The organism is Flavobacterium akiainvivens, from assembly GCF_001278115.1.
Taxonomy (GTDB): Bacteria; Bacteroidota; Bacteroidia; order Flavobacteriales; family Flavobacteriaceae; genus Flavobacterium; species Flavobacterium akiainvivens.
The window spans coordinates 1,973,327-1,993,952 of the sequence record NZ_LIYD01000005.1; the positions used below are offsets into that span (position 1 = coordinate 1,973,327).

Genomic DNA, 20,626 nt, shown 5'->3' on the forward strand with positions numbered 1-20,626 from the left:
AACGGCAAAAATCCTACGTAAACGGTATAGATACTGCAAGATTTAATAAAATTTAACCAATGTTAACAACTATATGCAAATACTTATACATTTGCACAAACACGAAACCCTAACACAATGAAACTAAAACTACTACAACCGCTTTTGTGGTTCTTGCCGCTATGCACACTAACGGGCTACGGGCAGGTAAATTTTACTGACAGCAACCTGCCCATATTTATTATTACTACTGATACTGACCCTGATACCGGCCTGCCAATGGAAATACCGGATGACCCTAAAATATGGGCCGACCTGAAAATTATTTATCATGAAGATGGCAGCAGAAATTATATGACTGATCAGGATAATCCTGATTTTTTAAACTATGATTCACGTATTAAAATTGAGTTGAGGGGGTCTACATCGCAATGGCTGGATAAAAAACAATACGGCTGGACTACGTATGATGATGCCGGCCAAAAGCAAAATGTAAGCCTTTTAGGCATGCCCAGCGAAAATGACTGGATACTTAACGGCCTTGCCTATGATGCATCTTTAATGCGCGACTACCTGTGCTACAACCTTGCCCGCCAGATAGGCCAGTATGCCACACGCACACAATACTGCGAAGTTGTTATTAACGGCGATTACCGCGGGCTTTACATTTTACAGGAAAAAATTAAAGACGATTCTAAAAGGGTTAATATTGAAGAAATAGACGAAGATGCACTTGAAGGGATGGCGCTTACCGGAGGCTACATAACCAAAACCGATAAAACAACCGGCGGGGATCCTGTAGCCTGGACTATGGACAGCTATGCCGAGTTTTCTCCATTTTCAGATTTTATACACGAACTGCCAAAGCCTGAAGACATCACTACAGCACAAAATGACTATATACACGGTGTCTTTGTTGACCTTGAAACCCAGGCTGCAACAGGTAACACCAATCCTGCCACAGGATTTACATCGGTAATAGATATTCCTACCTTTGTAGATTTTATGGTACTAAATGAGTTTTCCAGCAATGTAGATGCCTACCAGATTAGTACATTTTTTCACAAAGATAAAGGTGGTAAGCTGCGCGCAGGCCCGGTTTGGGATTTTAACCTGAGCATAGGCCTTGATGTGTTTGGCGACCGTAGCCATACTGATGTATGGCAGTTTGCTAATAATGATAATGATGGACCAAAATTTTGGACAGACCTGTTTAATAACGCAGAATTTAAATGCTATTTTTCCCGCAGATGGAATGAGGTTACTGCCACCGGACAACCCCTAAATTATAATAGTATTACTGCTTTTATAGATGAAACCGCCGAGCTGATTGAAGAAGCCAGTGCCCGGGAACAGTTGCGCTGGGGCACTGTACCAAACCTGGAAGGCGAACTGAATTTTATGAAAAGTTGGATTTCTGACAGGTTAAACTGGATGACCGATAACCTGGGCAGCTTTGATGCCTGTGCCACGCCGGAATTACCCCAACTGGTTATAAATGCCATAAACTACAATCCTGATGAAACTTCTGAATTTCCTGAAAGCGATGACCAGGAGTTTATAGAAATAAAAAATGCAGGCACCACTGCTGTAGACCTTACCGGGATATATTTAAGGGAACTTGGAGTATCATACCAGTTTCCTGCCGGAAGCAGCCTGGCAGCAGGTGGTGTTATCCATTTAGCAAGCAACCCGGAAGTTTTTGAAGCACGCTATGGCACAACGGCTTTTGGACAGTTTCAGCGCAACCTGAGCAACAGCACACAAGCCCTTGTACTGGCCGATGCTTTTGGCAATATTATAGACGCCGTTACTTATGATGATGACGAACCCTGGCCCGATGCCGATGGCAGTGGCCTGTACCTGCAACTTACAGATACAGCATTGGACAACAGCCTGCCCACAAGCTGGGTAGCTACAAATGCAGCACTGTCTCAACCTGTGTTTAATACCGCTAACATTAGCTTCTATCCTAACCCTGTAAATAACACACTGAATATTAGTGCAACACAAAACATTACAGCTATAGAAGTATATGACATTTATGGAAAATTATTACAGCACATAACTGCAGATGCTGTAAAACAGGTTGACCTTAGCGCTTACACTAACGGTATTTACCTTGTAAAAGCTACAGCAGGTAATACCACCTTTACACAAAAAGTTATAAAGCAGTAGTATTTTACACAAAACAAAAATGCCGGACAATCTCCGGCATTTTTTATTAATATCAGCCTTTAAGTTTTTCTTCCTCAAGGTCTATTTGGTGTATAAACATCCTTACTACATCTTCATCAATACGCACATCGCCCTCATTTAATTTCAGCAGGGTAATGCGCTGCTTTTCTAATATGTTCATATAAATGTGCTTTATATCATCAGGAATATCTCGGTTTTCTCCCGGCTCAAGATAAAGCCCCCACCTGCGGGCCAGGTGCTGTAATACCTGGCTGCCTTCATACTCGGTTTTATACTTACCCTCAAGGCACCCAAGAGCCGCTGCGGCAAGCTTCTCGCGGATGAGAACTTTTGTTTCCTCCTCCTCCATATGGTCATCAAAATGCGGAAGCCCCAGCTTTTCTATTATCATCGGAAGTGTTAGCCCCTGCACCACTAACGTAAGTAATATTACCACAAAAGTTATGTACAGTATAAGGTTACGGTACGGGAAGGGTGTTCCATCATCAAGCGTTACAGGTATAGATAGCGCAGCAGCTAATGAAACCACACCACGCATACCGGTCCACCCTAATATAAAGGGGGCTTTATACCCGGGGTTGGCATCGGCCACGGTAATAAAATAACTGGCAAGTTTTGTTACAATAACTGCCCCAAATGCAGCAATTGTCCTGCCCACTATAAGCACTAAGGTGATAATTACCCCATATAGCGTAGCTTCTGATATACTAATGCCATTTTGCTCCAGGCCTTCGGTAATTTCAGGCAGGTCAAGCCCTATAAGCAAAAACACAAGGCCATTGAGCAAAAACACAAGGCTTTGCCATACGTTTTCTCCCCTAAGCCGCGAAGACCCGCTAAGAAACTTATGCCTGTGGTAAGAAAGGAAAAGCCCTCCGCTTACTACCGCTAAAACACCCGAGCAATGTATTTCTTCTGCTGCTATGTACATGGCATAAGGCGTTACCAGGGTTAGCACTGTATCCATATTAACATCGGTAGGCAACCATTTATGTGCTTTTAAAAAGATGAATCCCACCAGCAGTCCTGCACCGGCACCGCCCAGTACCATCCACACAAAACTCAGGGCCGCCTCATGCCATATAAACTGCCCGGTAGCCACTGCTATAAACGCAAACCTGAAAATAATTAACGATGATGCATCATTAAGCAGGCTTTCGCCCTCAAGTATAGATGACATCCGTTTTGGCACATTAACAAACCGCAGTATAGCGCCGGCACTAACGGCATCTGGCGGAGATACAATACCCCCAAGCAAAAAACCCAGCGCAAGCGAAAAACCGGGTATAAAATAATTAGCCACAAACGCTACTGATATGGCGGTAAAAAACACCACTACAAAAGCAAAACTGGTTATTATGCGACGCCAGTGCCACAGTTCTTTCCATGAGTTTGCCCACGATGCTTCATACAATAGCGGCGGCAGGAATATTATAAAAATAAGCTCCGGCTCTATTTTAAGTGCCGGGATACCCGGAATAAAACTAATAAGCAGGCCTGCTATTACCAGCAATACCGGATAGGCAACCCTGATTTTATTGGCCAGCATAATAAGCAGTACTATAAGCACTATCATGCCCAGGTAAAAAGGAAAGTGGTCGAGCATATAAAGTTGATTGATTTTTGTTTCCCTACAAATCTATGAGATTTTAACAGAATAAAGTAACCTGCACACATCCTTCAGCCTGAAATACTGAAATCTACTTGCTAAAAACAGGCTTAGCTTCAAAACTACATGCTATTGACCTTAGATACATAATACAGCTTAATTATTTAGCAATATCATTTACTTTTTTGTCTTATCTTTTATTTTAATTTGCTAATCAATCGTTTTAGTATTGCTACCCGGCTTACTATTAATTGTAATTTTAGCCGCAAAAGAATAAGCCACTGCCCATGATTATTGATGCACACATACATTTTTGGAACTATAACCCGGTAAGGGATGCATGGATAACCAACGACATGAACGTTATTCAGCGCGACTTTCTTCCCGCAGATGTGCAGGGTATTTTTACCGAAAACAACATACATGGCTGTGTAGCGGTGCAGGCCGACCAAAGCCCTGCTGAAACTGATTTTTTGTTGAAACTTGCCGCTGAAAATGACTTTATAAAAGGCGTTTCAGGCTGGATAGACCTTACAGCCGCCGATATAGAACAGCAACTCGATGCTTATAAAAACGAACAAAAGCTGAAAGGCTTTCGCCATATTGCTGAGGGCGAACCCGAAGGCTTTTTATTACGCAAAGATGTTTTAAACAGCATTAGCCACATAGGCCGCCACGGTTATGCCTATGATATATTAGTGAAGCAGCACCAGCTTAACGATGCCCTTTCATTATCTGAAAAATTACCGGGGCAGCGCTTAATAATAGACCATTGCGCCAAACCGGCATTGCGCACCGGCAACCTTTCTACCTGGAAACAGCAAATGAAAGAACTGGCTTTAAACCCCGATATTTACTGCAAACTATCTGGCCTGCTAACCGAAGACCACTGGCACAACTGCAATGAAAAACAGCTAAAAGACTGCCTTGATGTTATATTTGAAAACTTCGGTACAAACAAAATTCTTTTTGGCAGCGACTGGCCTGTAATGCTGTTAGCCGGGCATTATACACAATGGAAAAACCTTGTACAACAATATACCTCGCAATTTTCGCAAAAAGAGCAGGATGCTGTTTTTAGCAGCAACGCCATAACCTTTTATAACCTTTAAACCTGTAAGATGCTTTTTAAACAAATTAAAAAAATCAGCCTTTTACTACTGCTGGCCGCCACCGGCCATGCACAGCAAAAACTAACACTGCACTATGATAAACCCGCAAAAGAGTGGACCGAAGCCCTGCCTGTGGGCAATGGCCGGCTTGGCGGAATGGTATTTGGCCGTGTAAATGAAGAGCTTATACAGCTTAACGAGGCTACATTATGGAGCGGCGGGCCGGTATCTAAAAACGTAAACCCTGATGCGTTTAACAACCTTGCCCCTACCCGCCAGGCCCTTACAGAAGGTGATTATGAAAAAGCCTATGAGCTTACTAAAAAAATGCAGGGGCTTTACAGTGAGAGCTATATGCCGCTGGGCGACCTTAAAATTAAACAGGATTTTGGCAATGCACAGCCTACTGCCTACTACCGTGGGCTTAACATTCAGGATGCGGTGGCCACCACTACGTTTACGGTTAACGGAGTTGAATACAAGCGCGAAGTTTTTGCATCGGCACCGGGCGAATGTATTATTATACGACTTACGGCAAGCAAGACTAAGAGTCTTTCCCTTACTGTTTCGGCTGCAAGCCAGTTGAATAATATAATATCGGCCGGTCATGGACTTATTATGCTAAAAGGCAAAGCTCCTGCCCATGCCGACCCCAGTTATATAAGCTACAACAAAGAACCCATAATTTATACTGACACGACAGGCTGCCGCGGAATGCGTTTTGAGCTTATTGTCAAACAACAGGTTAAAGACGGTACAGCGTACACAAAAAATAACGAGATTGTTATAAAAGATGCCACAGAAGTATTGCTGTTTGTTTCGGCCGCTACAAGCTTTAACGGGTTTGATAAATGCCCCGACAGCCAGGGCAAAGACGAACATAAACTAACCCTTGAACACCTTAAAAAATCAGAAGGCAAAAAATATGAAAAGCTGCTAAAAGACCACCTTGCTGATTTTCATGGCTTTTTTAACCGCGTATCCTTAACACTTAATGATACCGAAAAAGACAAATCAGCCCTGCCTACAGATGTAAGGCTGGAACAATATACCGCCGGCGGAAAAGACGCTAACCTTGAGGCACTGTTTTTTCAGTATGGGCGTTACCTGCTTATTTCGGCATCGCGCACTAAAGATGCCCCGGCTAACCTTCAGGGTATATGGAGTAAAGAACTGCGCGCACCGTGGAGCAGCAACTACACCACAAACATTAATGTACAGATGAATTACTGGCCGGTAGAAAGCGGCAACCTTTCTGAGCTGTTTTCGCCGCTTAACGACCTCATAAAAAACATATCTGTTACCGGAACCGAAACCGCAAAAAGCTTTTATCATGCTAACGGATGGGTGCTGCACCACAATTCTGATATCTGGGGCACCAGCAACCCCGTAGGCGACCTTGGTAAAGGAGACCCCATGTGGGCAAACTGGTATATGGGGGCCAACTGGCTAACAAGGCACCTGTGGGAGCACTATGAATATACCGGCGATAAAAACTATTTAAAAGAAGTATATCCTATTATGAAAGGTGCTGCCTTATTTACGCTTGACTGGCTTCAGCAGGATAAAGACGGGTATCTTGTTACCATGCCTTCTACTTCGCCCGAAAACAGGTATTATTATGACGGTAAAAAGAAAGGTGCTGTTACCGTAGCCAGCACCATGGATATGGCTATTATAAGAGACTTGTTTAGCAATACCATGGCGGCGGCTAAAATTCTTAATACAGATAACGACTTTACCAAAACCTTAGAAAGCGCCAACTCAAAACTACTGCCTTATAAAATAGGCAGTAAAGGCCAGTTGCTGGAGTGGTATAGAGAGTTTGAGGAAGAAGACCCTCACCACAGGCATACATCGCACCTGTATGCATTGCACCCTGCCACCAGCATATCGCCTTTAACCACACCCGATTTGGCTAACGCTGCCCGCCGAACCCTTGAACTACGCGGCGATGACGGCACGGGGTGGAGCCTTGCCTGGAAAGTAAATATGTGGGCACGCCTGCTCGATGGCAACCATGCCTATACCCTTTTCAGAAACCAGCTGCGCCTTACTAAAGATAACGACACCAACTATAACGGCCACGGCGGTGCCTATCCCAACCTTTTTGATGCCCACCCGCCTTTTCAGATTGACGGTAATTTTGCCGGTACGGCTGGGGTGATAGAAATGCTGCTGCAAAGCCAGAATAACGAACTGCACTTGTTGCCTGCCTTGCCCGATGCATGGGCTGAAGGAAATGTTACAGGCCTAAAAGCCAAAGGTAATTTTACAGTAGCTATTAAATGGCAAAACGGCAAGCTGGCTGTTGGAAAAATAACCTCTAACAATGGAGGTAAATGCTCTATTCGTGCAGCGCAGCCTTTTATTATAAAAGAAACCGGCCTTAAAAGCGAAAAGTCAGAAATTGGATATAGCGTTACTTTTAACAGTAAAAAAGGAACAACCTATACTGTTGAGGCCACTCAATAACGTGTAACAAAAAATATAAATCCCTAAAAAGAGCTTATACAAGTTCTTTTTAGGGATTTATAATTATACGCCAAACTATGCTGCCGGATAATTTCATGAAAAGAGATAAGGGCTTCTTTGCGATAAACTTCTTTTGGAAAAGCAGGTAATCTTGTTTTAATAACAATAAAAAACAAAAAACCCTTTCAAAATTATTGAAAGGGTTAACTATATTAACAGCTCAAATGGTCTTCAAAAAAGTTCAACATCTATTTAGGTAATGCTCATACAATTCATAAGTTAATTGTATAAAAATTTATTCTTCCCTAACTATTGCCTGCCTTGCATCTGCCGGTGATACTGTCTGGCTGCTGTTTATAAAATTAATATTTTCTGCATACCTGATGTAATATCCCCATGCAGGGAGCATGCCAAAAACACTGTACTCGGGGTAATTTCCTTTATATTGGCCAGGTGTTTGGGGAATTGAAGTTGCACCGCCTTTAAACGAATGAACTTTTACATTATCAAAAGTAACATCCTTTACTTTGTAAACAGTACCCTCCAGATTTGTACCGCTTATACAACTGCCAATATTGTCAGTAATATTCCTGAAATCTAAATTAGAAAATTTAATATTACTTATACTGCCGGTTTTTGCCGGGGCACCTTTAGGCCTATGGCCTCGTTTTCCGGCTGAATGCAATAGGAAAAAAGCGTTTGCAGAGGTGTTTAAATTTATCTTATCGAAAGTAATATCAGAAAAATCGGCACCATCTAATCCTTGTAATGAAATGGCGCATAAACCACCTCTGCCTGATCCGTTTATGGCTATATCCTGAAGTAAACAGTTGGTAAAAGCCCCGTAAGTTAAAGTTCCGAATTTTATTTTATTGCCTGTAGTGCCATTAATTGTAACATTTTTAATAGTCATATTATGTACACCCGTTGCCGAACCGCTTTTGGGGCAAATGGCATCGTCCTGGCATAAAATGGTACTGTTAGTAATGCTTACGTCATGAGAATCACAAATATCAATACCATCTTTATTTACACCATAAGCAGAAGTATTAATGTTGATTCCGTCCACTATTACGGTATGGCATTCTAAAATAACAAAATCCCACATGGCACTGTTCACTATGTCTATATTAGCAACCCTAACATTATTAGAATATGCTACATATAAAGCCATTGGCCTCAGGATTTCATCTTTATCATGATCCCATATAGCACAATCTCCATTACCATCAATAACACCACCGCCTGCAATGGTTAGGTTGTTTGCTCCTTCGGCATACACAAAGGCTTCCTTTAGTTCCCAGCCACCGCCGCCAAGAACTCCGGGCAACCACACATTTGCATTATCTGCATGCCGGGTTATGGCTGGGTATAGCGAATTATCCTGTATTCCTTTGAGTATTGCGGTACGGTCAATCCACAAAGTCATGTTAGATTTTAACCTTATTTGGCCAGACATATATGTTCCGCCAGACACAATTACAGAACCACCGTTTGAACAGGCATCTATAGCTGCCTGTATGGCTTTTGTATCATTTGTCTTTCCATCGCCTTTTGCTCCATAATCTTTAACATTATATTGAGTTCCCGTTGCACTGCAAAGCCCTTCATTACCTGAAATCGCAATATTATCTATATTAGGCCCACCATTTGAAGTGTTGGCTAAAAGCCTGATAGTATTATTTCCTGCGTTAAGATGCACGGTAACCCTGTCAATCCAGTAATAGTTCCAGTCATCAAAACGCGATGGAAATTTTAAGTCATTCACTACCTTACCATTTACGGTTAATTTACAGGGACGATCCGTTCCGCCTGCATTTGCATATTTAATTAATAAAGTATAGTCTCCAGCTGCTGCACTATTTATGTTATTCCATTCAACATAAGAATCTTTACCTCCCATATCAAGATACCCAGACCCAACATACGGGAAATTTGACGTGCCAATTGTACAGTCAGGTGATTTACCTGTATGGTTTTCTCCTTCGTAATAAGAGGTCTTAAAGGTTTTAGCACCTTGGGCATTTACCGTTTTTAATGAAAATGTTGTTAAAATAAATAAGGCAACCAGTTTAAATTTCATGCTGTTTTTTGTTTTAATCTGCTAAAATAGCCTATTACACTGTGAGGTATTCCCATAATGGTGTCTCAATCTTTGTTCAAATTGTTTCGATACCTAAAATATCACTCCGTTTAATAATAGATTGAAATGATTGGTTGAAAAATGAGATGATTTGTGTGCTTTCTAAGAAGTAGAGCGAAAAACTTAATCTGCATTAAACCTATTGATTTACCAATTTTCGGCACAGCTTAAACTGACCAAAGCCAAAGAAACCATGCTGATGAAGCACAAACGCATAGACCTGCCTCTACCTGGTGATTTTGGACGTCCCTTATAAACAAAAAACCCTCTCAGTTTCCTGAAAGGGTTTTACTACAACTCGTAGCGTTACCCGAACAAATGTCGAACTATTTTAAAGAGGATTTGGAGCGTTTGTCTACATTAACTTTACCCTAAAGATATATTTCAGGGACTTATCATTAATATTATCCTGCAAAACTACTACAACTGGTCCCCGCATCATCATAATATTTTTTAATGACCTTCGTCATATGGCTGGCATCAGTAAATCCAAGGTCATAGGCAATTTCCTTAAGGCTCTGCCCAGAATATTCCATACGGCTTTGCGCCACATTTACACGTGATTTCAGTATATATTCTTTAAGGCTCTCACCCGTTTTCTTTTTAAAATATTCACTTACATAATTTGGCGAAAGGTTAAACTCGCCCGCAATAACATCGGACTTAAGCTTATTATTATCAAATAGGTTAAATTGTATATACTGTAACACATCACGTGTTTGGTTGTCTTTGTCTTTATGTTTTTCAAAGAAACTGTTTTCGAAATTCCTGAGCAGTATATTGAGCATTGCCACCATGTTTGTGCGGAGTATAGACTCCGAAAAATTAGCTTGCTGCCTTTCAAGCTGCATACTGTTTATAAGGCTAATCATTACTGCCTTATCGGCATCAGAATGAATGACATCCCCGGGCGTGCGGTTATAGGTACTCAGTATATAGTGTAGATTACTAAACCACTGGCTGTAATCCATCATGGTGCGCTTGTCTTCCTTAAAAAACAGGGCATTGAATTTAATAAACACAAACGTTGTGGGCTTGTCTATCTCAAACGAATGGCAGTCGTAAGGAGGCAGCAAAAAAATGCTCTGCCCACTGTAGGGCAGTATACTGCCATTGATGCACTGGTTGCCGTTGCCCTCCTGTATAAAAACCAATTCAAAGAAATTATGGCGGTGCGGACGGCGTGTCCACTCCGTTAGGGTTTCTTTTTCAATGTCAAAGGGTTGCAATGAATTTTCTATATGCATATTGGTTTCTTTTAGATAACAGGAAGGGGTAAACAAATATAAAACTTTCCCGCTTTTTACAGAATAATACATTTGCATAATGACCCGGATTTTGAGAATTATAAATACACAATCTGCGATCGCCATAAGGCAGCCGCAGATGTGCCGTTGTGTTGCTTTAGCAGTATTATAGCGTTACTACTACTTTACCTACGGTACGACCGCTTTCTACATGCAGATGTGCTTTATCCATATCTGCAAAAGCAAAGGTTTCAGATACGTGCGATTTTATATACCCTTTTGCCAGCCAGTCTGCAATTACTTTCATATCATCGCCGTTAGAACTAACCATAAAAAAGTAACCGTTTACGCCTTTCGCTTTCGCTTTTTCGGTTACAGCTTCGTTAAGCCCTGTTGGGATACTGATGACCGTACCGCCGCTTTTAGCCACTTCAAGTGAATTGTCTATGTTATCGCCGCCTACGGTATCAAAAACAAAATCAAAACTGTATGGGCTTTCTGCCCAGTTGTAGCCGTGATAATCAATATGGGCATCAGCGCCAAGACTCAGCACGAAATCTTTATTCTTAGTCGATGAGGTACCCGTAACATTAGCACCCAGGTGTTTCGCTATCTGTACGGCATAGTGCCCCACACCACCCGATGCAGCGTGAGCCAGTACATTTTGCCCCGGCCGCACCTTAGCGTTGTGTACTATAGCCTGGTAAGCGGTAAGTGCTGCGAGCGTAGCTGCCGCGGCTTCTTCATGGCTAATGTTGGCTGGTTTAAGTGCCAGGTGTGCAGCGGGTGCGGCAACATATTCGGCATAAGCTTTACCATGACCGGGAAAGTTTACCATACCAAAAACTTCATCGCTTTTTTTGAATCCTGAATTACTGCCTGCCTGGACTACCACGCCGCTGATGTCCCAGCCCAGTATAAGTGGAAGTTCTTCTTTAAGCCTGCCAAAAACACCCTTGCCGGCACGGCTTTTTACGTCTACGGGGTTTATACTTATGGCTTTAACCTGTACCAGCACTTGGTCTTCGTTTATAGATGGTGTAGGAAGTTCTGTATGAACCAGTTTTTTAGTATCACCCGGTTCGTTTATAATAATAGCTTTCATGTTGTTATGTATTTTAATGTTGATTTTTTTATTTGATTACCTAAATGGCACGCCTGCTACAAGTGGCTTAAACCTGAAAATATAAAACGGCGCCGTTGCTTTGTTTTGGCCATTGTTAAACACTTCGCCCAGGTGCACCTGCGCTGCCGATACATACATGTAACCATCGGCAGCGTTGTAGCTTACGCCATCAGGCCACAGCATGTTATTATCAATTACAAATCTGTGCACACTGCGGTCTTTAGCCAATACTACATCTATACTATTTGTTTCAAGTGCTGTGAGATAAATATTACCCTCAGCATCAATACTTAGTCCGCCATTGTTTGGCTTAGCTGAATAGGTTTCAACGCGCTTGTCTAACTCCGCTTGCAAAAAGGTTTCGTTTAAAATATCATCAATTTTTACACGGTAAATCTTGCTACCATTTAGAGGTGCATAATACAGCCATTCAAACCCTGCATCGGCAGTAATACCATCGGCACCTACCAAAAGGTTTTTACCGTTTATGGCTAACGGTTTTCCATTAATAACTGTGGGGGTATTTTCCGGCAAAGTGGTGCGGGTGCCTTCCAGAAGCCTGCGTGTGGCTCCGGTTTTCATATCAACCACAATAAGGGCTGCTTTGTTGCCGTCGCCGCCGTTGCCTATGCCTTCATCTGCAATAATAAACACACCGTGTTTGGTATCTACCACCATATCATTAGGCTGCGATGTAGTAGCAACTGCCGTTTGTGGCAGGTAATAAATTCTTTCAAGCTTATCGGTTCGCGTGTTCCAACCTACAATTTTAGGAGTTATGGCATTGCGCTGCCCCATATCGAGCATCCAGATAATACCATTAGCATCGTTGCGGATGCCCAATACATTACTCAGGTAATGGTCGTCAGTATCCCGTGGGGTATTCCATTCCAGGTTAGGAAATGGGCTGCTTGTCTTGGCCTTTGCATCATATTTCACAACTCTTATATCAGGGTTAAAAAATGGGTGGTTGCTGTAAACCAGATCACCCTGTGATGTGTAGGCTATGTTACCTACGGCATTTTCTACCGTTGCATAAACTTCAGGTGTGGTTACTTTGCCGTTCCATTTGGCAGACACGGTTGCTTTTGTATCTGTCTTGGTAAAATAATTATCGGTTCCGGCAATCCAGTCCATACGGGCAGGAGTAAAAAAATCGATGTCTATAGTATTATCTTCCAGAGCTATAAAACTGTGTGGCACATTAGCTGGAATGATGATACCTTCGCCTGCTTTTACAATTACTTCCTTTCCTTCAACCAAAACCTTAACACTGCCTTGTGTTATGACCGAATATTGCTCGTTTATATGCTGGTGTACGGGTACCACTGCGCCTTTTTTATAGGTAAAATAACCTATGGTGCCTGATTCGCCCGAAATAGTGCCGCGAGTCAGTAACTCATTTACCTGTTTTACGGGGAGGCTTTTAAACGAAAAGTGCTGTACCTGCTGCGCCTGCCCTACCCATGCAATAGCAAGGGCTATGGCTGTTATTAAATTCTTTGCCATGGCATTACAGTTTTAACCTTAAAATTTTATACGGTTTTTCGGTTTTGTTTACGTTGTTGTTAAACCACGGCATAAGCTGTATTTGCGATATAGATATATACAAGTAGCCATCGTTAGAAATGCTATAGCTGTCCGGCCAAATCAGTTTATCTGTATCGGTAATCAGCGTATGCATTTTAAGGTCGGGTGTCATTTTTACAATACTGCTTTTCTCAAGGTCGCCCAGGTAGAGGTTACCGTCTTTATCGAACTCCATACCATCGGTAGTTATAAAATGCCCCAGGTCTTCTACTTTATCGTTAATGGTTTTAAGTGGAGTAGTAAAATCTCTCAATAACGTGGTGTTTACGCGGTACAACTTATCATCGGTAAGGGGTTTATAGTACAGCCATGCTTTATCGGGCGAAAGCGCTATACCATCTGAATTTATTTTAGGTATACTGCCGTCTACCTTGGCAAATTCTTTTCCGTTGAAAGTAAAATGATAGGCCGGGTCAGACAGTACCGATGGCGAATCGTGCAGTACAAAGCGTGAATCACCCGTTTTAGTATTAAGCACTACAATACCACCGTTAGAAGAACTAGTCATGTATGCAAAACCGTTTGTGTTGTCTATCCTTATGTCGTTTATGTAGCTGTCTTTTCCGGCTACGCTTTCGGGGAATTTGTATATGCGCTCTATACTGTTGTCAGCAAGTTTTATTTTAATGACCTTGTTACTTTTCTGGTATACCGGGCCAAGTCCTATACCCGCCGCGTCTACCACCCATAGGTAGCCTTTTTCATCGGCCACCACTGCCTGTACACAAACAAATTTGTTGTCGCCGTTGTCGCCTTTTTTAAAGCTGTTCCAGTTGGCATCCGGGTAAGGCACCGGTTTGCCGTCTTTTACTTCAACAACCGAATAGCTGTGTTTATCAAGCCAGTACGGATAGTTAGTAAACACCCTGCCGTCCGGCGATACTGCCACGCCGGTAAGTTGATAGGTACTGTCTGCAAACACCTCCTCAAGCTGGGCTACAGGCGTTTCCTGAATAGTATCAGTAGCAGCCGGTTGTGCCATTTCATTTGTTTTTTCTTTGTTACCGCAGGCCAAAAGCAAAGCTGCTATGGCAAGTGCAGATCCTATAATATATTTTTTCATGATACTGTGGGTTTATGTATTTTGATGTTACAAAGTTAGTTTTGGGGTATGCCGTTAGTCTAGTACGTTTTTAGGATTTAATAGTACAAAATCACGTTTCTTGTTTTTAAAAAAGGGTGACCGCCCGTATCCGGGCGGTGTATTAAACCCACATTAAGGCACATAAACATATGCTATTATAGATGCCTTTGCTATAACATTAGCACTAAGATTAAAGCCCACCAGCGCGGGGTTTGCATCTTTGTCCAGGTTAAGTTTAGATTTAAGGGCATATACCGTAATTACATACGGGTGGTAGCCGCTGCCGGGTATAGGAACCGGGCCACCGTAGCCATACTGTTTAAAGTCGTTTAAAGACGATATACTGCCGGCAGGTAATAGTTCTGGGTGTGTACTGGCTGCACCGGCCTTTAGCGCTTTTGTATCTTTAGGCAGGTTAAACAGCACCCAGTGCCACCAGCCGCTACCTGTTGGGGCTTCGGCATCATACATGGTTATGGCAAATGCCTGGGTGCCGTCGGGGGCGTTATCCCAGCTCAGGTCGGGCGAAATGTTGCCGCCTTTTACACCCCAGTCGTTATAATAAAAATCGTTAGTTAGCTGCCCGCCCAGCGTAGCGCTTTTAAGGGTAAATGTTTTAGGAGATGTTTGCGCCTGTAGCACAACTGCTGCTAATAACAGCGTGCCTAAAAAAATGTTTTTTACAGATGAAATAGTTTTCATGGTACTAATAATTAATGTTTTAAAATTGTTATTGCAGGTACGTTAACCTTACAATGCAAAGTTCGGTAGCAAGAGGGTGGTGTTTATGGTACGTTTCTGGGTTAGGCAGGTATAAAAACAGGTTTATTTACCTGCCCCATAAAACAAATCCTGCCCAGAAGGATTGTGGACAGGATTATAGTTTAACTATTCAGTATTGCTGCGTGTTACAGCCATTGCTTAGGCACTAACTGATAGCCATTGCTCTCTTAAAAGATGTAAGGCTTCGCCCGGTGAGGTAGGCAAAACGTTCTAAAGGCACATTAAACAAAAAGTTTTGTTCCATAAACGGGCTCAGGTCGGCTTTTACAGGCTGGGTGAAATCAAACAGCACATCCTGCCATGTAGCCGCATTTTGCATGAGCAGTAATAATGCCTCCTTCTGTTTTAGTTGCGACAACTTTATATCATTTTCAAGGAAACCTTCGTAAGCCAAAAGCGATTCCATAAAAACTTTTATGGTTTCATAATTTCCCAGGCTTTTCATTTCCGGCTTTCCCGCAGTCCCCGCTGTTTTATAGCCAAATTCTGAAGCTAAGTCAAGCAGCGTATTATCATCAAAAAAGAGAGTAATAGTTTTAAAATCGGTTTCAGAACCATTAAGCTTTTTAAATTTTAGTAGTTGGTTCTTTTTTATAAAGAACAGATCGCCTGCTGTAAGCACGTTTTTGGTAGTGCCGTAGTCCAGTTCCATTTGGCCGGAAACCACAAGGCCCAAGCTGTGCAGCGCAACAAACTCTTCGCCATCTTTCCAGTCTGAAGCATGGCATGCAAAACTAACCGGGGTAAATGTATCTTGCTTAATCATAGTTAAAACTTAATTGCTTATACAAAGGTAAGCAGATTACAGCTTGGTTACTTTGCTAAAAAGGCCAAAAACAACTTTGTAAAAAAGGCCAATTTACATCCAGACATAATTGTATTCTTTATTCTCAACTTATTGAAAAGGAAACTAAATTTGTGCTTGCATTATGCAACAAACCAAACACACTTATGGGGCAGTTAACATCTGGAACGGGAACCAAGCTAATAAGCCTGTACAATGCAGGCGAAAATATTTTGGGTACACCAATACGGTTCAGCGAATACAGTATAATTTTTGTAAACGCGGGACAGGGCACATTCTATTCAGATTTTGGCGCATTTCCATTCAATGGACCAATGTTGTTCTTTGCCACACCCATGCAACTAATATATATAGAAGAGATAATTGCCGCTCAATATACCGTACTACAGTTTCATGGTGATTTTTATTGTATGGAATACCACCGTGAGGAAGTGGCGTGCAACGGCCTGTTGTTTAACAACATATATATAGAGCCTTCTCTACAACTTAGCGATGCCGACCATAAGGGTTTTAACCAGCTTATGGAGCAGATAACCGAAGAGTTTACAATGACCACACCTTCGGATATTGTTTTAAAATCGTTACTGCAACTGTTTCTGGCAAAATCGAGCCGCGTAAAAAACAGGGAGCTGAACAGTACCGCCCACATAAGCCAGCGCGATGACGAAATGGAACGCTTTAAAGAGCTACTGGAAGCCCATTTCCTTACCCTGCGCAAACCTGCCGATTATGCCGATTTACTTATCATGGCACCTAACACACTTACTAAACGATGTACAAAGTACTTTAAAAAAACACCTTCGCAACTTATTACAGAGCGCCTTATTGTTGAAGCAAAAAAACAATTGCACCTTACCCGAAAAAGCATTAAGGAAATAGCCTACGCCCTTAACTTTCAGGATGAGTTTTACTTTAGCCGCGTTTTTAAAAAACATACTAATGAGTCTCCCCAAACCTTTAGAGATAAAACAGGCATATCTATAGTGGCAGATTTGTACAGGTAATATCCTTCTTTGTCCATGTTTCAGGGTTTATGCCCGGTGTAACTTTGTTTCAACAATAACAAATTACATTATGAAACGATTAATTCAACAAATAGCCCATTTAGAATCCCTTGCCAAAAACGCAACCCGTTTTGCCATAGTAGTAGTTTTTATATGGATAGGCAGCCTTAAGTTTTTTACCTACGAGGCCGATGGTATAGTGCCCTTTGTGGCAAACAGCCCTTTTATGAGCTCCTTTTATAATCACCCTGAAGATTATAAAACCCACCAGAATAAAGAAGGCGAATTTATAGCCGAAAACCATGAGTGGCATATTGAAAACAATACCTATGGTTTTTCTAAAGGGCTTGGCATCTTTTTAATTGGCGTGGGCGTTCTTGTTGCCCTGCACAAAGTTGCACCGCTATGGAGTATGGTGGGCAGCCTGCTGGTGTTTTTAATGACGCTGGGTACACTCTCATTTCTTATTACCACACCCGAAAGCTGGGTACCTAACCTGGGCGATACTGATTATGGTTTCCCATTCCTGTCCGGGCGTGGCAGGCTGGTTGTTAAAGACCTTGTAATACTGGGCGGTGCGCTTATTACCATGAGCCAGTCGGCACAGCTTTACCTGAAAAGAAATAAAGCATAACGTTTTGCACAAAATTACAGCTACGTAATTCTGTGCTATTCTTCCCGAAAAATGAAGCATCCTGTGGCAAACAGGCATCATAACTTTGCCTTATCAAATTGAAACAATCAATAACATTAAAAAATTAATAATCATGAAAGCAATTAACGTTCCTGCAAAAGAACAGGTAAGCGAACAATCGCAACAACTATTTGAAGCCATTTCTAAAAAAATGGGAAAAGTGCCCAACCTCTATGCTACCATAGGCTATTCGGCAAACGCGCTTAAAGGTATACTGGAGTTTGAAGAGGCATTTAGCCACAGTGCCTTTACCGCTAAAGAGCGTGAGGGTATTAACCTTGTGGTTTCTCAGGTTAACAGCTGCGACTACTGTTTGGCTGCCCACACCATGCTTGCCGGACTTAAAGGTTTTAAAGCCGATGAAGTTATAGCCATGCGTAAAGGTTTTTCTTCTGATGCTAAATTTGAAACCGCGCTGCAACTTGCCAAATCTATAGCCGAAAATAAAGGCGCTGCCAATGCCGACGTTAAAGATGCATTTTTTGCCGCAGGTTACACCGAAGCTGCCCTTATAGACCTTATAGGTATAATTACCGTGCGCACCTTTACAAACTATGTGTATGCCCAAACCGAAATCCCTGTAGACTTTCCCGCTGCACCCGCACTTAACTAATTAAAACAACACAATAAAATTTTAACCATGAAAGCTTTAAATTTAAAACACGTGGTACTGGCAATTGTATTGCTAACCGCAAATGTGCTGATGGCACAGGAAAGGCCATATAAAGGCGAAAACGATCCTGAGGTTTTTAAAGAAGTACAATCTTTCTTAAAAGCGCTTAACTCAGGTGGTGGTAAACCTATGGAGCAAATGACTCCGGCTGAGGCACGACAGATACTGATAGGTGCTCAAAAATCAGTGGAGGTTGATTATTCAGGCATTGAAGAGTCTGAAAGGGTAATTACCCAAAACGGTTATAAGGTAAAAATACACATTACCAAACCTAAAGGAGCTAAGCCCAATGCACCGGTGTTTATTTTTATACACGGTGGTGGCTGGGTACTGGGCGATTACCCTACACACCGCAGGCTGGTGCGCGACCTTGTGGTAGAAAGCGGTGCCGTAGCCGTATTCCCTGACTACAGCCCGTCGCCCGAGGCTAAGTACCCTACCGCTATAAACGAAATATATGCAGCAACAGAATGGGTTGCTAAAAACGGTAAAGAGATAGGAGTTGACGGTAAAAACCTTGCCGTGGTGGGTAATAGCGTAGGTGGTAATATGTCGGCAGTAATTGCCCTAATGGCGAAAGACAAAAAAGGCCCTGAAATAAAGCTACAGGTACTGCTATGGCCCGTAACCGATGCTAACTTTGAAACAACATCCTACAATGCTTACGCAAACGGAAGATTCCTTACTAAAAACATGATGAAATGGTTTTGGGACAGCTACCTGCCTGATGCAGCCAAAAGAAAAGAAATATATGCATCGCCACTACAGGCAAGCTTAGATCAGCTTAAAGGCCTGCCACCGGCATTGGTACAAACCGCAGAAAATGATGTATTGCGCGACGAAGGCGAAGCCTATGCACGCAAGCTTGACCAGGCAGGTGTACCTGTGACGCTTACACGCTACAGCGGTCTTATACACGACTATGGCCTGCTAAACCCTATAGCGAGTGTACCGGCAGTAAAAACAGCTGTGCTACAGGCAGCTACGGTAATAAAAAACACGCTAAAATAAGTAGTGTTAAGCAACTGCGTTAAACAAAAAAGATAAGCCAAAACAGCTTATCTTTTTGTTTTATATACAGACTATAGTTAAACCTGCGCTCCATATTGCTGTTTGTACTGCACCGGTGTGTGGCCTACCACTTTTTTAAACAGCCTTGTAAAATAAGAAGGGGTTTCAAAACCCAGATCATAAGCTATTTGCGCCACGTTATTATCACTGCTCAGGAGCAGGTTTTTGGCCTCTTTTATAAGGTAGATGTGTATGTGGTCGAGCGCGGTTTTACCGGTTTCCTGTTTTAGTACGTCGCTCAGGTACCGGGGCGATATGCTTAGCTTATCAGCCAGGTAGTTTACCGTGGGCAAGCCTTTACTTTGGTGCAGCATGGTTTCAAAATAGCTTCCCAGTAAATCCTGAAACTTTTTTAACGTAGTGCCCGATACATTGGTACTGCGGTTAATAAACTGCCTTTTATAATAACGGTCAGAATATTTAAGTATCGAATCTATATGGCTTAGTATAATATCACGGCTAAGTTCGTCTTCGTTGTTTTCATATTCGGCTCGGGTTTTATAGTATAAGTCCCATATTACAGTTTCTTCCTGTGGCGAGAGGTGTAACGCTTCATTAATTTCATACTCAAAATAACCATACTTTTTAATCAGGTCATGCAGGTGGTGGCCAGACAGGTAGTCTTCATGAAAAAACAGCACAAAGCCTTTTTCAGCAAACTTTACATTGCTTACCTCTATAATCTGCCTTGGTTTTACAAATACCATAGAGCCGTTGTCGTTATCATATTTGGTTTTGCCGTAAAGCATATAACCATCCATAATCTTCTTTAGAGCTATCATATAAAAATCGCCCGTAAACCTTGACTGCCCTACAGAGTAGGTCATAAGTTCTTTACAGGTCATCATACTTATATGCGGGTGCAAGGGCGGTTCAAAACCACTTTTTTCATGCAGCTCAGTAATGCTTTTGTAGTGGGCTATTTTTTCCATAATAGGTGGTTTTATAGATGGTAGGGTTTGTGTTTATAGATTACGAAAATTAACACAAATTCCTGTGAATCGCAACTGTTAGTATAAAATATCCTGATTT

The 20,626-nt window shown here is 42.1% G+C and carries 16 protein-coding genes; 7 read left to right on the top strand and 9 right to left on the bottom strand.

Annotation, left to right across the window (positions count from 1 at the left end):
- Nucleotides 1–117 precede the first annotated feature (117 nt).
- Nucleotides 118–2,157: a CotH kinase family protein gene (locus AM279_RS08740; protein WP_054407601.1), complete on the top strand. Its 2,040-nt coding sequence runs from the start codon at nt 118–120 to the stop codon at nt 2,155–2,157.
- Between the two features lie 52 nt (nt 2,158–2,209).
- Here AM279_RS08740 and AM279_RS08745 read toward each other — a convergent pair whose 3' ends face one another.
- On the bottom strand, nt 2,210–3,784 hold the full coding sequence (locus AM279_RS08745; protein ID WP_054407602.1) for a Na+/H+ antiporter: 1,575 nt from the start codon (nt 3,782–3,784) through the stop codon (nt 2,210–2,212).
- A 290-nt stretch (nt 3,785–4,074) separates the two neighbouring features.
- Here AM279_RS08745 and AM279_RS08750 point away from each other — a divergent pair, with 290 nt between their 5' ends.
- A complete protein-coding gene (locus AM279_RS08750; protein WP_054407603.1) occupies nt 4,075–4,899 on the top strand; it encodes an amidohydrolase family protein in 825 nt (274 codons plus the stop codon).
- A 9-nt stretch (nt 4,900–4,908) separates the two neighbouring features.
- Entirely contained in the window at nt 4,909–7,374 is a 2,466-nt protein-coding gene (locus AM279_RS08755; protein WP_054407604.1) for a glycoside hydrolase family 95 protein, read from the top strand.
- Nucleotides 7,375–7,669: 295 nt separating this feature from the next.
- Here AM279_RS08755 and AM279_RS08760 read toward each other — a convergent pair whose 3' ends face one another.
- From AM279_RS08760 to AM279_RS08790, 7 genes are all read right to left on the bottom strand, one after another.
- Entirely contained in the window at nt 7,670–9,457 is a 1,788-nt protein-coding gene (locus AM279_RS08760; RefSeq protein ID WP_054407605.1) for a glycosyl hydrolase family 28 protein, read from the bottom strand.
- 464 nt (nt 9,458–9,921) lie between these two features.
- Nucleotides 9,922–10,764 carry an AraC family transcriptional regulator gene (locus AM279_RS08765; protein WP_054410214.1) on the bottom strand — a complete coding sequence of 281 codons (843 nt, stop codon included), beginning with the start codon at nt 10,762–10,764 and terminating at the stop codon, nt 9,922–9,924.
- A gap of 166 nt (nt 10,765–10,930) precedes the next feature.
- Complete coding sequence (locus AM279_RS08770) at nt 10,931–11,869, bottom strand: NADP-dependent oxidoreductase (RefSeq protein ID WP_054407606.1); 939 nt, start codon at nt 11,867–11,869, stop codon at nt 10,931–10,933.
- A gap of 36 nt (nt 11,870–11,905) precedes the next feature.
- A complete protein-coding gene (locus tag AM279_RS08775; RefSeq protein ID WP_082344202.1) occupies nt 11,906–13,399 on the bottom strand; it encodes an L-dopachrome tautomerase-related protein in 1,494 nt (497 codons plus the stop codon).
- 4 nt (nt 13,400–13,403) lie between these two features.
- Nucleotides 13,404–14,543, bottom strand: a complete 1,140-nt coding sequence (locus AM279_RS08780) for an L-dopachrome tautomerase-related protein (RefSeq protein WP_054407607.1) — start codon at nt 14,541–14,543, stop codon at nt 13,404–13,406.
- Nucleotides 14,544–14,696: 153 nt separating this feature from the next.
- The gene (locus tag AM279_RS08785; protein ID WP_054407608.1) at nt 14,697–15,266 is read right to left on the bottom strand and encodes a YbhB/YbcL family Raf kinase inhibitor-like protein; all 570 of its coding nucleotides are present in this window, start codon (nt 15,264–15,266) and stop codon (nt 14,697–14,699) included.
- 226 nt (nt 15,267–15,492) lie between these two features.
- On the bottom strand, nt 15,493–16,113 hold the full coding sequence (locus AM279_RS08790; protein ID WP_054407609.1) for a hypothetical protein: 621 nt from the start codon (nt 16,111–16,113) through the stop codon (nt 15,493–15,495).
- 185 nt (nt 16,114–16,298) lie between these two features.
- On the opposite strand from AM279_RS08790, the gene AM279_RS08795 reads away from it, so the two are divergent.
- From AM279_RS08795 to AM279_RS08810, 4 genes are all read left to right on the top strand, one after another.
- Nucleotides 16,299–17,156: a helix-turn-helix domain-containing protein gene (locus tag AM279_RS08795; RefSeq protein ID WP_054407610.1), complete on the top strand. Its 858-nt coding sequence runs from the start codon at nt 16,299–16,301 to the stop codon at nt 17,154–17,156.
- 70 nt (nt 17,157–17,226) lie between these two features.
- Nucleotides 17,227–17,790, top strand: coding sequence for a DUF417 family protein (locus tag AM279_RS08800; RefSeq protein ID WP_054407611.1), 564 nt, complete (start codon nt 17,227–17,229; stop codon nt 17,788–17,790).
- 133 nt (nt 17,791–17,923) lie between these two features.
- The gene (locus AM279_RS08805; RefSeq protein WP_054407612.1) at nt 17,924–18,463 is read left to right on the top strand and encodes a carboxymuconolactone decarboxylase family protein; all 540 of its coding nucleotides are present in this window, start codon (nt 17,924–17,926) and stop codon (nt 18,461–18,463) included.
- Between the two features lie 27 nt (nt 18,464–18,490).
- Nucleotides 18,491–19,534 (top strand): alpha/beta hydrolase, encoded by a 1,044-nt coding sequence (locus AM279_RS08810; RefSeq protein WP_173571678.1) that lies wholly within the window; start codon nt 18,491–18,493, stop codon nt 19,532–19,534.
- Nucleotides 19,535–19,611: 77 nt separating this feature from the next.
- Here AM279_RS08810 and AM279_RS08815 read toward each other — a convergent pair whose 3' ends face one another.
- On the bottom strand, nt 19,612–20,526 hold the full coding sequence (locus AM279_RS08815; RefSeq protein WP_082344203.1) for a helix-turn-helix domain-containing protein: 915 nt from the start codon (nt 20,524–20,526) through the stop codon (nt 19,612–19,614).
- Nucleotides 20,527–20,626: the final 100 nt, after the last annotated feature.